Source organism: Fulvivirga imtechensis AK7 (assembly GCF_000331535.1).
Lineage (GTDB): Bacteria > Bacteroidota > Bacteroidia > Cytophagales > Cyclobacteriaceae > Fulvivirga > Fulvivirga imtechensis.
Genome location: NZ_AMZN01000084.1, coordinates 53,339 through 68,965 on the forward strand (window position 1 = coordinate 53,339; position 15,627 = coordinate 68,965).

Below are 15,627 nucleotides of genomic sequence, written 5' to 3' on the forward strand. Positions count from 1 at the left end.
AAATCCTGAATAAAATGTGAATGCATTAAGTGTATTTTTAAAATATTTAGCGATATTGTTGCCCTTAAATAACTAATTCAATTTTACTATGGCTGATGGAAGTAACTCCGGCAAACTCAAGAAAATCATCATTGGAGCTGTTGCAGGAATCGTATTGATACTGGCAGGTGTTCTTTATTTTAACCAATCGGGAAAGGCAGGTACACTGGAAAAGAATGAGATAGACCCTGCATTTTCAGCTTTTATTTCTTCCTATACTGCCGGCGTTGTGCCATCAAACTCTACTGTAAGGGTACGCCTGGCCATGGACGTAGCCGATTCGTCCATGTTTGGTAAAGAAGTAGAGAAGAAAATATTCGCTTTCGAACCCTCGGTTAAGGGTAAGGCACTTTGGGTTGACTCGCGAACAGTTGAATTTCAGCCTGCAGAAAAACTTAAGTCAGGACAGATATATTCCGTAAAATTCCAATTGGCCAAGCTGCAAAAAGTACCTGAAGGGCTGGATGTTTTTGATTATCAGTTTCAGGTTATTGAGCAAAATTTTGAGTTATCAATTGAAAATATTGAAACAGTTGATAAATCTTCATTAAAAGAACAACGAATAGTTGGAGTGCTACACACCGCGGATGCTGCTGATGACACTGAGGTAGAAAAATTGATGACAGCGGTACAAGATGGAAAATCTTTGCCGGTTGCCTGGCAGCACAGCCAAAGTGAACACCGTTTTGTTGTTGGGGGTGTTGAAAGAAAAGGAGAGAAAAGCAAGGTAATACTTACAGTAAATGGCACTGCACTGGGTGTAGATAAGAAGAAGGAAGAAGGGGTAAATATCGCTGCCCTTGGAGATTTTACTCTTATAGATGCCAAAGTAGTACAAAGTCCAAGTCAGTATCTGGTGCTCCAGTTTTCAGACCCTTTGAAACCTAAACAAAACCTGGAAGGGCTTATTTCCATAGATGGGCTTTACTCACTTGACTTTGATATCAAGGAGAATCAGGTGTTTGTTTATCCACCGGTGAGGCAAGCTGGAACTAAGACTGTTCGCGTTTCACCAGGGATCCGCAATGTTCTGGATTATAAAATGAATGTCGGTGATACCAGATCGGTTACCTTCGCGCAAATAAAGCCTGCGGTACGTCTGGTCGGGCAGGGCAATATCCTGCCTAGCTCCAACGGGCTGGTGTTTCCATTTGAGGCAGTGAGCCTCAAGGCTATTGATGTGGAGATCATTAAGGTCTATGAAAATAACATTATACAGTTTTTACAGGGCAATGACCTTGACGGGAGTCGCGAATTAAGACGTGTGGCCAAGCCTGTGCTTCGTAAAACAGTGCCTTTAAATACTTCGGGGATAGTTGATCTTGGAAAATGGAACAGGTATACACTTGACCTGGCCGAACTGATGAAAACGGAGCCAGGAGCTATTTATCAGGTGCGTTTGAGCTTTAGAAAGCATCACTCGTCATACTACTGCGGTGAATCGGAGGCAGAAGAGAACATGGTGTCATTGCAGGACCAGCCACTGGAGAATCCTAGCGATCCTCTTGAATTTGATACGTGGGACTCTTATGAACGCTATGAATACGATCCCAATTACGACTGGGATGAACGTGACAATCCTTGTCATGCATCGTACTACAGCCTTTATGGAAACAATAAATCGGTCAAACGAAACGTCCTTGCCTCGGACCTGGGTGTAATTGCTAAAAAAGGAAACAGTGGTGAACTGATGGTACTGGTCACTAACCTGAAGACAACCGAACCACTTACTGGTGTAAGGGTAGATGCCTACGATTTTCAGCAGCAGGTGCTGTCATCTGCTGTTACAGATGCCGATGGTTTGGTGATCATGCCATTAAAGAAGAACCCATTCATTGTAGTGGCTACCAGAAACAATGAAAAAGGGTACCTGAAGCTGGATGATGGCTCGTCCCTTTCATTAAGTAATTTTGACGTATCCGGTTCAAAGGTTGAAAAAGGTATCAAGGGGTTCATTTATGGAGAAAGGGGTGTTTGGAGACCGGGAGATACACTTCATCTCACTTTTGTGCTAGAGGATAAACTAAAAAAGATCCCTGAAGCCCACCCTGTAATATTTGAATTGTACAACCCCTCTTTTCAATTGGATAAACGAATCGTAAGGTCAGCCGGTATGAACGGCTTCTACAATTTTAGTGTAGCTACAGATATTGAAGCGCCAACAGGCAACTGGACTGCAAAAGTAAAGGTAGGAGGTGCCGAATTTACAGAACGCATTAAAATAGAAACCGTTAAACCTAATCGTCTGAAGATCAATCTGGACTTTGGAAAAGATAAACTTACCGCATTGGATAGTGATGTGAGCGGTCAACTACAGGTCAATTGGCTTCATGGCGCTCCGGCAAGAAATTTAAAAGCTGAGTTTGAAGTTATGCTGGTGCCTTCCAAAACCACTTTTGATAAGTTCCAGGCGTACACTTTTGATGATCCGGCTCGTGAGTTTTATTCCGAGAGTCAGAAAATATTTGAAGGGTATGTCAATGACAAGGGAAAGGCAACCGTATATGCTAACCTCTCCACCGAATCTACTGCACCGGGAATGCTAAAAGCGTTTTTTAAAGGCAAGGTGTTTGAAGAAGGGGGAAATTTCAGTATAGATAATTTTTCTATGCCTTACTATCCTTACACTTCTTTTGTGGGGATGAAACTTCCTGAGTCGAAAACCTGGAGTCGACTGTTTTACGATAAACCCAACAGCATAGATATCGCTACTGCCGATGCAGAGGGGAATCCCGTTTCTCGCAAGAAACTTGATGTGGAGGTTTATAGGCTAGACTGGCGCTGGTGGTGGAACCAGAATGGTGAATCCGTGGCGAACTATATCAGCAGGTCTAGCATGGACCCGAAAGTGCGCGGTACAGCTAGCACCAGCAATGGAAAGGGAAGCTTTCAATTTAACCTGAATGAATGGGGTCGATATTACATTAGGGTTTGTGATCCTGTAAGCGGTCACTGCACCGGTGAGATACACTACACCTCGTGGGGAGGTGACAGGAACAGCATGCCTGGCGGAGCTACCATGCTTAATTTCACTTCAGATAAAGAAAAGTACCAGGTAGGTGAAAAAGTAACCGTTAAAATACCGGGCAGCAGTCAGGGACGGGCTTTGGTGAGTATTGAAAGTGGTAGCAGAGTGCTGGAAACCCATTGGATACAGACACAAAGTGGAGAAACGACTTTTACCTTTGAAGCTTCGGGAGAAATGGCCCCTAATATTTATGTCTTCGTTACCCTGCTTCAAAAACACGAACAAACCGTAAATGATCTGCCAATAAGGTTATATGGAGTGATCCCAATAGCCATTGAAGATCCGAAGACGATCCTCAAGCCTGTAATAAACATGCCGGACGTGCTGGTGCCTGGAGAAGAAGTAACCATTAAAGTCAGTGAAGAAAGCCAGAAGAAGATGACCTACACCGTTGCTGTAGTGGATGAAGGCCTGCTCGACCTGACCAGGTTCAGAACCCCTAACCCATGGCATACCTTCTATGCCCGGGAAGCGTTGGGGGTAAAGACCTGGGATCTTTATGAATATGTAATGGGAGCCTTTGGTGGCAAGCTTGAGCGCCTGCTGGCTATAGGTGGAGACGAGGAAGGAACAAAAGAAGGTGCAACCAAAGCCAATCGTTTTGAACCGGTAGTTAAATACCTGGGGCCTTTTACCCTGGAAAAAGGAAAAACCAATACCCATAAATTCATCATGCCGCAGTACATTGGTTCTGTGCGTACCATGGTGGTGGCAGGATATGAAGGTGCCTATGGCAATGCTGAAAAAGCCACTCCGGTAAGGCAGTCGCTTATGGTGCTGGGTACACTGCCCCGGGTACTAGGGCCGGAAGAAGAGGTGAAGCTGCCAGTAACGGTATTTGCACAGGAAAAAGATGTGAAAAATGTGAAGGTACAGATAAAGGCCAATGACTTGTTTGAAATAGTAGGACCAGCATCCAAAACCATCACCTTTGACGACCTGGGTGATCAGGTGGTATACTTTGATCTGAAGGTGAAGCCTCAATTAGGCATTGGCAAGGTAGATATAGCGGCTACTTCGGCCGGAAAAAAGGCTAATCATAGTATAGAACTGGATGTCAGAAATCCTAATCCTCCCATTGTAAGGGTAATGGATGCCTTGCTGGAAGCGGGGCAATCCTGGAGTCCGGATTTCATGCCTTTGGGGATGTCTGAAACTAATAAAGCCACCCTGGAAGTATCGAATATTCCCCCTATTAACCTGGAGAAACGCTTGAGGTACCTGATCAGATATCCGCACGGATGTATTGAGCAGACCACCTCATCGGTATTTCCGCAATTATTCCTGGCAGATATCACACCGCTTACAGATGCTCAAAAGCAGAAAATTGAGGAGAATATCAAAGCAGGTATTGAAAGATTAAGGTCATTTCAGAAGAGTGACGGAGGTTTTGCCTACTGGCCGGGAGGGGATGACTCTGACAGTTGGGGCTCCACATATGCAGGTCACTTTCTGGCGGAAGCCGAAAAACGGGGATATAATGTGCCCGGAAATATGATGAGGCAGTGGAAAAGATACCAGAAGAGAAAGGCAGCCGAATGGCGGGACAGCAATGGTTATTACAATACGGAATTGATGCAGGCTTATCGCTTGTATACCCTGGCGCTGGCAGGTGATGCAGAAACTGGCGCTATGAACAGGTTGAGAGAAAAAGGAAATTTATCTATCTCTGCGGCATGGCGATTAGCTGCTGCCTATGTGAAAGCAGGGCAGAAGGAAGCTGCGGAAAAGTTGGTTGAAAACCTTGCCACTGCTGTTAAAGATTATCGTGAACTCGGCTATACCTATGGGTCTACCACACGTGATGAGGCCATGATACTGGAGACATTGAGCTTGTTAGGTCAGCATAAAAAGGCGGTGCCTGTGTTACAACGAATTTCGGCTGCGCTGGGAGAAAATAGCTGGATGAGCACACAAACCACAGCCTACAGCCTAATTGCTGTAGGGCAGTTTGCAGGAGGCGACAGGACCAAAGAGTTGAAATTCAGCTATAAACTTAATAATGCGTCTGCTGTAAAAGCAAGTACAGATCTGCCAGTCGCACAGGCGAATCTCGAGATCAAACAAAGTGGACAAAATAAGGTTGAGGTAACAAACACTACTTCAGGTATTTTATATGCACGAGTTATTCTTGAGGGTACACCCACCAGGGGGCAGGAGGAGTCTTCCGAAAGCAACCTGAAGATGAGCGTGATTTACGCTAATACTCAAGGCGAATTTATTGATCCGGCCACTCTGGAACAAGGTATGGATTTTGTTGCTGAGGTCACCATATCAAACCCGGGGGTACGTGGTACCTATGAAAATCTGGCGCTGACCCAGATATTCCCGTCAGGCTGGGAGATCCACAACGCCCGGTTGAATGACATGGAAGAGTACACAGCTAAGGACAAACCTGATTACCAGGACATCCGTGACGACAGGGTGTATACTTACTTCAACCTTCGTCCAAATGAGCGTAAGACTTTCAGAATATTGCTCAATTCCAGCTACCAGGGGCTTTACTATATGCCGGCCATTAGCTGTGAAGCTATGTATGACAATACCATTAGTGCAGTATTGGCAGGGAAAGAGGTGAAGGTGGTGAAAGCTGGAAATGATACACAGTAGTCGGTAGATAGAGACAGAGATCGCTTATTCTGGTAATTAACCGCTTAAGTAATATTCTTGTATCGTTAAGTGCTACTTTACGTTATTAGTGGTGAATTATTTTTCCTATTTTTGACAAGACTCCAGTAACAACACTATGGCAAAGATCATTGAAACACATGAGATCTCGAAAATATACAAAATGGGTACTCAAACTGTTGAGGCCCTGAAGTCGATCTCCATTGAAATTAACAAGGGTGAGTACGTAGCTTTTATGGGGCCTTCAGGGTCGGGTAAGTCTACACTGATGAATATTATTGGCTGTCTTGATACGCCCACCAGTGGCACTTACATTCTCAATAATCATAATGTGAGTGATTTAACCGAAAATGAACTGGCTGAGATAAGAAATAAAGAAATAGGATTCGTTTTCCAAACATTTAACTTGCTTCCAAGAGCTACTTCCCTGGAAAACGTAGCCTTGCCTTTGATTTATGCCGGATACGGTAAATATGATCGTGAGGATATGGCCATGGAGGCGCTGAACAATGTGGGGCTGGCTGACAGAGCGGGTCATAAACCTAATGAGCTTTCAGGAGGGCAGCGGCAAAGGGTTGCTATTGCAAGGGCTCTGGTGAACAACCCAAGTATTATACTGGCTGATGAGCCGACTGGTAACCTGGATTCCAAAACATCATATGATATTATGGACCTGTTCCAACAATTGCATGATAAAGGCAACACCATCATTATGGTGACCCACGAAGATGATATTGCACACTATGCCCATAGAATAATCAGATTGCGTGACGGATTGGTTGAAACAGATGTGGTTAATGATAGCGTTACCCGAAGCAATAAAACAGTGACAAGCTAAAATACCGAATGAAGGTCTATACAAAAACGGGAGATAAAGGTACAACAGCATTGTTTGGTGGGGCCAGAGTTTCTAAGTCTCATGATCGGATCAATGCCTATGGCACAATTGACGAACTTAATTCATACATAGGTCTTGTGCGTGATCAGGAAGTTAATCACAAAAGAAGGACTATTCTGGTTGAAGTGCAGGACAGACTGTTTACCATAGGATCTGTGTTAGCGACCGAACCTGGTAACAAAAAAGTGAAGACTCCTCATCTGGGTGAAGATGATATAGAAGCGCTGGAAGTGGAAATTGATAAAATGGAGGAAGAGCTGCCTCCCATGAAAAATTTTATCCTGCCCGGAGGGCATCCCTCAGTTTCATTTTGTCATGTGGCACGGTGTGTTTGTCGTAGGGCAGAGCGGCTTGTTGTAGCTTTAAATGATCACGAGGCTGTAAACCCCTTGGTGATCCAGTATCTGAACCGGTTGTCAGATTACCTGTTTGTGTTAGCCCGTAAGATGTCGAAAGAGCTCAACGCAGAAGAAACCCCCTGGAAGGCGAGAATGTAAAGTTCATTAGTATTTTTCCTTACTGGCAATATTTTTATTATTTTTGCGGAAATTCCTAACAAGTGTTAGTTACCTAAATACACTATTATGATTGCCACACTAAATATGGACATTACAAAAGTAGCCCAATCAAAAATCGATAAGGTTGATTTTCAAAATATACAGTTTGGAATGACCTATTCAGATCACCTTTTTGCCGCTGATTATGAGGACGGTGAATGGAGAAATTTTAAAATTGATCCTTATGATGATATAAAAATAAGCCCTGCCAGCCCGGCATTGCATTATGGAATTTCCATTTTTGAAGGGTTAAAGGCATATAAGCATGAGGATGGTAATGTCTATGTTTTCAGGCCTGATAAAAACCTGGAAAGGTTCAACAAGTCGGCCGAGCGCATGTGCATGCCGCTGTTGCCGGAAAATATTTATTTTGACGGACTGAACACTTTATTGGATCTTGACAGGGAATGGGTTCCTAATGTACCTGGCACATCACTGTATATCAGGCCATTTATGTACTCTAACGATGACTATATCGGGATCAGGCCTTCCCGGAACTTCAAGTTTATGATCATTACCTGCCCGGTAGGGGCGTATTATGCGAAGCCGGTAAAGGTGAAGATCGAGGAACATTTTGTGCGCGCGGTAGAAGGAGGCAGCGGATTTTGCAAAACCGGTTGCAACTACGGCCCCGCTATTTATCCGGCTAAGCTTGCACAGGAAAAAGGTTACGATCAGTTGATCTGGACTGATGGCAAAGCACATAAATATATTGAAGAATCAGGCACAATGAACGTAATGTTCGTTATTGGTAATAAGCTGATAACCCCGGCTTTGGGGGATACTATTCTTCCCGGGATCACAAGAGACAGCGTACTTATACTTGCCAGAGAGTGGGGATACGATGTGGAAGAAAGAAAAGTAGAAGTGGCGGAAGTAATTTCAGCGGCTAAAGATGGCACATTAAAAGAGGCATTTGGGGCTGGTACTGCTGCTACTATTGCACATATCGAACTTATCGGATTCAATGGTGACGATCATAAACTTCCAAATGTTGAAGAACGGGAGTTTTCAAATAAAGTGCTTAAAGCTATGGACGATATCAAGCTGGGAAGGGTACAGGATAAGCATAACTGGCTGCATAAAATATAACTTCTAATACTTCGTTAAAGGGGCTGCAAAGCCCTTTTTTATGTCCACCATGTTCTCCAAATACCAGTTTGTATTACTTTTTCTGGTCTTAATGGCCTCTCAGGTTGTTGCCCAGAGAAAATTGATTATTGCCAAACCGGCCAGTCCGGCCAAATATACTTTTTATGAGGGAGAGGAGATCAGGTTTAAACTCAAAGGAGAGAGATACTGGAATAAAGCATTTATTCAGGGGCTTGGCGATGATTATATCCGGCTACACTATACTACAATAGCACTTTCCGAAATTGAGATGATCGATATTAGGAGTAGATCTCACAGCTATTTACATATGGTGGCGGCTATCGGAGTATATGGCGGTGTAGGTTTCATCGGAATTGATCAATTCAACAGGTCGATAGTAAAGGGAGAATCAGGGTTTGATGAGAAAACAATGCTGATAGGAGGTGCGCTTTTGTCAACGGGAGCCCTGATCTATTTATTGAAACGTAAAAAGGTTAAAATCGGCAGGAAATTCAGACTACGAGTCGCGGAATATTAATTTAAGAAAGAGACGGTCCTTACCCGGAAGATTGAGAGCTTACCGTATTATTCAAAGTACAATACTTCATAAGTATTATTTTTTAAATAGCTTTGCTGAGAATTTTCAAAAAATAAACAGAGGATGACAACAGAACAGTTGAAAGACTTGAAGGCGCGTGTAGAGGCCTTGAGGAGGTATCTTTGACTACGATAAGAAAGTAGAAGAAGTAAAAGAAGAAGAGTTGGTGACAGCACAGCCAGGCTTCTGGGATAACCCTGTAGAGGCCGAAAAGGTGCTGAAGGAAATAAGAGCAAAAAAGATCTGGACGGAAAGTTTTGCTGAAGTGCATCAGTTGATGGAAGATCTGGAAACGCTCAACGAGTTTTATCAGGAGGAGGAGGTCAGTGATGAGGATATGGACAAGGAGTATGCGAAGACTAAAAAGGCCATTGAAGAACTCGAATTTAAGAAAATGCTGAGTGGGGAGGAAGATCAACTTGGTGCGATGCTCGAGATCAATCCTGGTGCCGGGGGTACTGAAAGTCAGGATTGGGCTGATATTCTCAACAGAATGTATATCATGTGGGGCGAATCCCAGGGGTATAGTGTGAAGCAGGTGAGCTATCAGCCGGGAGACACTGCGGGAATAAAATCTGCCACGCTGGAAATTGATGGTCCTTTTGCCTATGGCAAGCTGAAATCAGAGATAGGTGTACACCGGCTGGTGCGTATATCACCATTTGACTCCGGTGGAAGGAGGCATACTTCATTTGCTTCGGTATACGTATATCCTATTGTGGACGATGATATCGAAATAGAGATTAACCCTGGTGATATTGATTTCCATACTTCACGTTCAGGTGGAGCAGGAGGGCAGAATGTTAATAAGGTGGAGACAAAAGTGCAGTTGACACATAAGCCAACTGGTATTGTCATCGTCTGCCAGGTGGAGCGTTCTCAGTTGGCCAACAGGGAAAGAGCCATGAAAATGTTGAAATCAAGGCTTTACCAGATGGAGATAGAGAAAAGGAATGCTGAAAGGGATAAGATTGAAAGCTCAAAGATGAAGATCGACTTCGGATCTCAGATAAGGAACTATGTATTACACCCGTATAAGCTTATCAAAGATGCCAGAACAGGTGTAGAGCGGACAGATGTCCAAAATGTTTTGGATGGAGATCTTGATGATTATATCAAGGCCTTTTTGTTAGGCTATCAAAAAGAAAAGGCTCAATAAATATTGACGCTAACGTGCAAGTCATGATAGGTCTCAATAGATATCTGTCGTGGCTTTTGTTTTTTTAATCAAGCTATAATCATTGCTCAGTTGAGTGTACAAATGGGTGAACACCTTTGAATACCAGGCAAAAAATCAATTTGCTTTATAGAATTTCTAATTTAGCTTTGCCCGCATGACACAAGCTACCATTGCCAAAACCCGTACTTATACATTACAATTTTGGTTGCTGTGTTTAAGTTCATACCTGTTTTTTGCCAGCTTTAACATGATCATACCCGAACTGCCAGACTACCTGACCGCTTTGGGTGGAGAGGAATACAAAGGGCTGATCATCTCTCTGTTTACTCTAACGGCCATGATATCAAGACCCTTTAGTGGAAAATTAACCGATAAAGTGGGACGTATACCTGTCATGATCATTGGCGCTGCCGTGTGTTTCATTCTTGGGTTTGCCTATCCATTGGTAACTACAGTTGCAGCTTTTTTTTTATTGCGGCTTGTACATGGGTTTTCTACCGGCTTCAAGCCTACCGGCACAGTGGCCTATGTGGCAGACATAGTCCCCTACCACAGGAGAGGTGAGGCATTGGGTATTGCTGGTGTTTTTGGCACTATGGGAATGGCCAGTGGCCCCGCGATTGGCAGTCAGATCAAGTTGTGGTTTTCGATGGACGTTATGTTTTATACCTCATCAGCCTTGGCCATACTTTCGATCCTGGTATTGATCGGCATGGAAGAAACCTTAAAAAAACCGGAGAAATTCCGTCTTTCTCATCTTAGAATTAATAAAAATGAAGTGTTTGACCCCAGTGTGCTGGCTCCATGTGTTGTTATGGCATTGACGGTCTTTTCATTTGGCATCGTCCTTACCATAGTGCCTGATCTAAGTACGCACTTAGGGATCAGGAACAAAGGGGTATACTTTACAGTTTTTACCGTGGCTTCCTTGGCGGTAAGGATTTTTGCAGGAAAGGCCTCGGATAAGCATGGCAGGGAAAGGGTTTTGATGATTGCTACACTACTGTATGCAGCAGGCATGTTGGTGACCGGTGCAGCTTATAATGTGACTACTTTATTGATAGGGGCTGTGCTTTTTGGACTGGGTACAGGTATGAATTCCCCTACTATCTTTGCCTGGACGGCTGACCTGAGTGAGGAGCGGAACAGAGGTAAAGCCATGGCAACAGTTTTCATTGCCCTGGAACTCGGTATTATGCTGGGAGCACTTATTTCCGGGTGGGTATATGGGAATGAGGCGGATAACTTCCCGATAACATTTTGGACAGGAGCTTTTTTTGCTCTTATTGCTTTTACCTTTCTATTAGTTAAATTAGTGAAGAAACCAACTCAGAAAACATAGCTTTGAAAAAGGCAATCCTCCTTTTATTTGTCATAGTGGCTTCCGGCAATCTTATTTCAAATGTAATTGAAAATGAGAACCTCGAACTATATACCAAACCGGCCCTCATCCCAATACTAATGATTTATATGGTAGTGGCGAGTCCGGAAAAAAAAGCGCTGCTCAACTTCACTTTGGGAGCTCTGCTCTTTTCGTGGCTTGGCGATGTTATTCTTATGTTCCAGGAGCGAGGTGAGAATTATTTTATATTTGGACTGGTATCGTTTTTATTAGCGCACCTGATATACATTTTTACTTATAGAAAGGCAAAATGGTCGGTAAAGGAAAATGGTCTGCTGCCGACACAAAGAATGAGATACATTTTCATTTTAGTACTGGCCGGTTGCGGGCTTGTTTATGTGTTGCTCCCGAATCTCGGGGGGCTGACTGTTCCGGTTACGGTCTATGCTTCTGTTATTGTTACCATGACCATTGTAGCACTGGATCGTTATGGCCATACCTCTAAAAGTAGTTTTGGATGGGTTTTTTTTGGCGCCCTTCTGTTTATGTTATCAGACTCTATATTGGCGATCAACAGATTTCTTGACCCTGTTCCAATGGCTGGCTTTTGGATCATGCTCACTTACATAGCGGCACAGTTTTGTATTGTACAGGGCCTGTTGTATCATCCGAAACAAGTTAAAGCTGCCACTTTGTAGTATTTTCTACTAACAAAAAGAGGCCATCTAAAATGTCTCCTTCTGACGTCATCCTGAACCACTTGATCCAGAATCCCCTGATCAGATTCTACTCGTTTTAGGGGATTCCAAATCAAGTTTGGAATGACGAACTGACATTTGAGATAGCTTCTTGTTTGTTTTCGACCTTAGAAGTTTACATTTTCTTAATTCTTCCGCTTCCGGAAGTACTGCTGTTGATGTGTTTTGGTTCGCCTTTATAGTATATGCTGCCACTTCCGCTGATGCGCGCATCAATAGATTCTTCAGCATACACTTCGCAGCTCCCTGAGCCTGATATCCTCACCTTGTAAGACCTTGCCTTCAGGTTCTCCGCCCTTATCTTGCCAGAGCCGCTAATAGAGGCTTCTACGGCTGATGCAGTTCCGCCTAATTCAATCTTTCCGGAACCGGAAATGGATATGTCCAGATCATCCGAATCGGTTTGCGCCTCTATTTTACCAGAGCCACTTACACTAAGCTCCAACCTATCTGTTTTGAATTTATTTTGACCGATTATCTTACCCGAACTGGAAACACTTAACCCTTCTATTTTATTTATTGTAATATAGATTTCCAGGTCGTCATTTTTAGACCAGTTAAACCACCCGGTGCCTTCATGTTTTATGATCAGTTTACCACCACGGACTTCGGTTTCTATTTTTTCAAGAATCTCTGAAGAACCCTTCAATTCTACCTTTTGAGTGCTTCCCTGAGTGAGGTATACCACCCCTGCAGTGCTAAGCCCTATTTCACTAAATGGAGCCACTTCCCTTACTTCTGATTTTTGTGCGTAGGACGAAAACGCTATCAGCAGCAGGAACACGGATAATGAGATTTTGACGCAATGTTTGTTCATGTGTATAAATTTAGTATTGAGACTGTATTTACGATTCACGATTTTGGATTTACGAATTAAGGCCGGCAAGCCGCAGTTTTAAGCTGTTAGTTTTTACTAATAGTGTTCGTGTTCATTGGATTGACGGCCTGCTGAACAGAAGATTATCAATTGCTGACCATCGTGCCAACTTCGGGTTCCGGATTTCGGGCTTCCGACCCCTTCTTTTACCAACCGGTTATTCAATCCGCCTGCCCGGCTCTCTATAGGGGACTGTCCCAGGTCATTGTCGGAGCTTAGGTTTCATTTCATAATTTTATTTTTAGTTTATAGACAATACTCCCTTTGCAAAGGTTGCACATATTAGACTAATAAAATTCAGGAGAAGTTACATGTAATACGAAAATCGGTTACTTTGTGCCTGCAAAATTATCACTATGCTGGATGTTTTACTTTGTGTGCTGGCCAACGTTGGGATTTTCGTCTGTTTCAGGCTGTTTTCTACTTTTAAAATGGATACATTTCAGGCCATTGTTTTTAACTATATCACCTGCGTTGCTACAGGGTTGATCTTTATGGATGACCACTCCATACTGAAAGAAATTAATACAGACACACCTTGGGCCTGGATAGGAATGGGGTTAGGTGCTGTATTTATAGGTACTTTTTATCTGATGGCCATTACTACGCAAAAGTTTAGCATGACGGTATCTTCCATTGCTGCAAAAATGTCATTGATCATACCTGTGCTGTTTAGTCTTTTTATACTGGAAATACAGTCTAAAATATATACATGGGTGAATTTCGGGGGAATGGGGCTTGCCCTTATTTCGATATTTATGAGTTCCTATAAAGAGCGAAAAATAGAGACCCATCAGATCAGTGGCTTTGATTTGGTACTTCCATTGTTGGTCTTTGTATTCGGGGGTGTGATTGACACAACCATCAATTACACCAACTACCGGTTCCTGACTGCACGGGAAGCCCCTGTTTTTCCGTTTTTAGTGTTTACCTCTGCGGGTATCATAGGTATAGTTGTTTTAACGATAAGAAGAAGAGGGCTTGCTTTGAAAAATATTCTGGGTGGTATAACCCTCGGGGTAGTAAATTATTTTTCCATTTATTTTTTGATTACAGCGCTTTCGGCATTTTCTAATGACGGAGCCATTGTTTATCCTTTGGTAAACGTAGGAATAATTGTGTTTGCTGCTCTTATTTCTGTGTTTTTTTTCAAAGAAAGGTTATCAAAAGTTAACCGGATAGGCATCATTCTGGCTATTTTGGCTATAGTGTTTATTTCTTATCAGGAGATTGTTTCCCTTTTATGATTGAAAGTTATTTGACCATATCATCTGCATCGGAAGGCTTTTACAAAGAAAAGGGGAGCAAGTTTTTGGCCTTTGCTTTCCCTGTAGCAACCGAGGATGAGGTAAGGGAGAGGCTTGAGGACCTTCGGAAGCGGTATCATGATGCAAGACATCATTGCTATGCCTATATTCTGGGGGCTGAGAAAGGTAGTGTAAGGGCCAATGACGATGGTGAGCCCAATCACTCAGCAGGAGACCCTATACTCGGACAGATCAATTCTAAGCATTTGACTAATGTGCTTGTTGTGGTAGTACGTTATTTTGGGGGCACCAAGTTAGGCGTGAGTGGACTGATCAATGCATACAAAGTATCTGCTGAAGATGCTTTGAACAATGCTACAATTGAAAAAGTGTATCTCACCCACTGTATTCGGGTCGATTATCCTTATGAATCTACCAATGAGGTAATGCGACTGATTAACGACTTTGAAATTAGGGTAAAAGATCAAGTATTTGAAGTAGCTTGTATTTTGAAAGGAGAAGTGAAGGTGACATTGGTACAAGCCCTTAAGGAAAAGGTGCAGTTGCTCAAGGATACAGGCCATAAGTTAGAGTTGCTTGTAGAGTGATGCTCCGCTGGTTTGGTTCTGATCCTGATATTAAAAAATTCATGGATACTTTGGGCAAAAGTTTGCATTCTAGCCAGTGAATAGGTTAAGGCAGATGAGTATCACGAGTCAGTTGATATATACCTGCTGTCTTTGCCGATTGCCAACTTTCAATATTCCGTTCACCTGCTATAGAGGCAAATTTCAAGCGTGGTCCAGGTATCCTTTTTTTACTAACTCGTTATACATTTTCAGGCATACCCAGGCATCGGTAGCGGCATAGTTGACTTGCTTTTCGGTAAGCATTTCACTTTCCCAGTTAGAGATCTGGGCGCTTTTGGAAATCCGGAAGCCAAGGATAATGGCCGTGAGTTTTCTCAGTCCATTGCTCTCTATACCTATCCCTTTCACCAGTTTATTTAGCTCAATAAAACCCTGAGGATGGAAATGTGTAAGCTTTTTTAAATCGATCAGGTCATCGCGAAGCGCCACACCGATCTTCAGGTGTTTTTCGTCTTCCAGGAAACGGATCAGCTCTTTGGTTAACCCGGTAAAATTGATGCGGATCAGGTATACCTCTTTTTCTGTAGCGATCTGAACAAGTGATACTTCATTCACCTGGCCCTTTTTAAATGCCGGTTTAGTTTCAGTATCAAAACCTACAGCTTTTTCTCCGGCAATTTTTTTAAGGATGCCTGGAATTTGCTCCGGTTTCGTAATGATCTTTATTCTTCCTTCGTACCTGTAGAGTTCCAACGCATTTACTTCCTCGTTGGAAATAGTGCTTGGATACATC

Annotated in this window: 12 protein-coding genes; 10 read left to right on the forward strand and 2 right to left on the reverse strand. The window is 43.1% G+C overall.

All coding sequences use genetic code 11. The annotated features are described in order from the left end of the window. The first annotated feature begins 88 nt into the window (after window positions 1–88). The 8 genes from C900_RS22580 (at window position 89) to C900_RS22615 (ending at window position 12,060) form a co-directional block, all read left to right on the forward strand. Window positions 89–5,677, forward strand: coding sequence for an alpha-2-macroglobulin family protein (locus C900_RS22580; protein WP_009582582.1), 5,589 nt, complete (start codon window positions 89–91; stop codon window positions 5,675–5,677). Between the two features lie 136 nt (window positions 5,678–5,813). Next, window positions 5,814–6,533, forward strand: a complete 720-nt coding sequence (locus tag C900_RS22585) for an ABC transporter ATP-binding protein (RefSeq protein WP_009582583.1) — start codon at window positions 5,814–5,816, stop codon at window positions 6,531–6,533. 8 nt (window positions 6,534–6,541) lie between these two features. After that, window positions 6,542–7,090, forward strand: a complete 549-nt coding sequence (locus tag C900_RS22590; protein ID WP_009582584.1) for a cob(I)yrinic acid a,c-diamide adenosyltransferase — start codon at window positions 6,542–6,544, stop codon at window positions 7,088–7,090. Window positions 7,091–7,177: 87 nt separating this feature from the next. Next, entirely contained in the window at window positions 7,178–8,242 is a 1,065-nt protein-coding gene (locus tag C900_RS22595) for a branched-chain amino acid aminotransferase (RefSeq protein ID WP_009582585.1), read from the forward strand. A gap of 40 nt (window positions 8,243–8,282) precedes the next feature. Next, a complete protein-coding gene (locus C900_RS22600; protein WP_009582586.1) occupies window positions 8,283–8,780 on the forward strand; it encodes a hypothetical protein in 498 nt (165 codons plus the stop codon). Between the two features lie 123 nt (window positions 8,781–8,903). Further along, window positions 8,904–9,999 (forward strand): peptide chain release factor 2 gene (prfB, locus tag C900_RS22605; RefSeq protein ID WP_157494141.1). Its coding sequence is split into 2 segments (ribosomal slippage): window positions 8,904–8,963 and window positions 8,965–9,999, totalling 1,095 coding nucleotides; the frame shifts between segments, so codons are not numbered across the junction. A gap of 175 nt (window positions 10,000–10,174) precedes the next feature. Further along, entirely contained in the window at window positions 10,175–11,362 is a 1,188-nt protein-coding gene (locus C900_RS22610; protein ID WP_009582588.1) for an MFS transporter, read from the forward strand. 2 nt (window positions 11,363–11,364) lie between these two features. Continuing rightward, a complete protein-coding gene (locus C900_RS22615; RefSeq protein WP_009582589.1) occupies window positions 11,365–12,060 on the forward strand; it encodes a lysoplasmalogenase in 696 nt (231 codons plus the stop codon). Between the two features lie 175 nt (window positions 12,061–12,235). Here the strand turns inward: C900_RS22615 and C900_RS22620 are convergent, their stop codons facing one another. Further along, window positions 12,236–12,937 (reverse strand): head GIN domain-containing protein, encoded by a 702-nt coding sequence (locus tag C900_RS22620; protein WP_083867559.1) that lies wholly within the window; start codon window positions 12,935–12,937, stop codon window positions 12,236–12,238. Between the two features lie 416 nt (window positions 12,938–13,353). On the opposite strand from C900_RS22620, the gene C900_RS22625 reads away from it, so the two are divergent. Together C900_RS22625 and C900_RS22630 are read left to right on the forward strand one after the other, a co-directional pair. After that, the gene (locus C900_RS22625; protein ID WP_009582591.1) at window positions 13,354–14,244 is read left to right on the forward strand and encodes a hypothetical protein; all 891 of its coding nucleotides are present in this window, start codon (window positions 13,354–13,356) and stop codon (window positions 14,242–14,244) included. After that, window positions 14,241–14,852: an IMPACT family protein gene (locus tag C900_RS22630; protein ID WP_009582592.1), complete on the forward strand. Its 612-nt coding sequence runs from the start codon at window positions 14,241–14,243 to the stop codon at window positions 14,850–14,852. Before C900_RS22625 ends, C900_RS22630 begins: the two co-directional genes overlap by 4 nt. Window positions 14,853–15,035: 183 nt before the next feature. On the opposite strand, the gene C900_RS22635 is transcribed toward C900_RS22630, so the two are convergent. Continuing rightward, complete coding sequence (locus tag C900_RS22635) at window positions 15,036–15,626, reverse strand: 3'-5' exonuclease (RefSeq protein ID WP_009582593.1); 591 nt, start codon at window positions 15,624–15,626, stop codon at window positions 15,036–15,038. Window position 15,627 lies beyond the last annotated feature (1 nt).

Bases quoted from the DNA above. Each gene is read 5' to 3' on its own strand.
- C900_RS22580 (WP_009582582.1), top strand. From the start codon at position 89: ATGGCTGATGGAAGTAACTCCGGCAAACTCAAGAAAATCATCATTGGA.
- C900_RS22585 (WP_009582583.1), top strand. From the start codon at position 5,814: ATGGCAAAGATCATTGAAACACATGAGATCTCGAAAATATACAAAATG.
- C900_RS22590 (WP_009582584.1), top strand. From the start codon at position 6,542: ATGAAGGTCTATACAAAAACGGGAGATAAAGGTACAACAGCATTGTTT.
- C900_RS22595 (WP_009582585.1), top strand. From the start codon at position 7,178: ATGATTGCCACACTAAATATGGACATTACAAAAGTAGCCCAATCAAAA.
- C900_RS22600 (WP_009582586.1), top strand. From the start codon at position 8,283: ATGTCCACCATGTTCTCCAAATACCAGTTTGTATTACTTTTTCTGGTC.
- C900_RS22610 (WP_009582588.1), top strand. From the start codon at position 10,175: ATGACACAAGCTACCATTGCCAAAACCCGTACTTATACATTACAATTT.
- C900_RS22620 (WP_083867559.1), bottom strand. From the start codon at position 12,937: ATGAACAAACATTGCGTCAAAATCTCATTATCCGTGTTCCTGCTGCTG.
- C900_RS22625 (WP_009582591.1), top strand. From the start codon at position 13,354: ATGCTGGATGTTTTACTTTGTGTGCTGGCCAACGTTGGGATTTTCGTC.
- C900_RS22630 (WP_009582592.1), top strand. From the start codon at position 14,241: ATGATTGAAAGTTATTTGACCATATCATCTGCATCGGAAGGCTTTTAC.
- C900_RS22635 (WP_009582593.1), bottom strand. From the start codon at position 15,626: ATGTATCCAAGCACTATTTCCAACGAGGAAGTAAATGCGTTGGAACTC.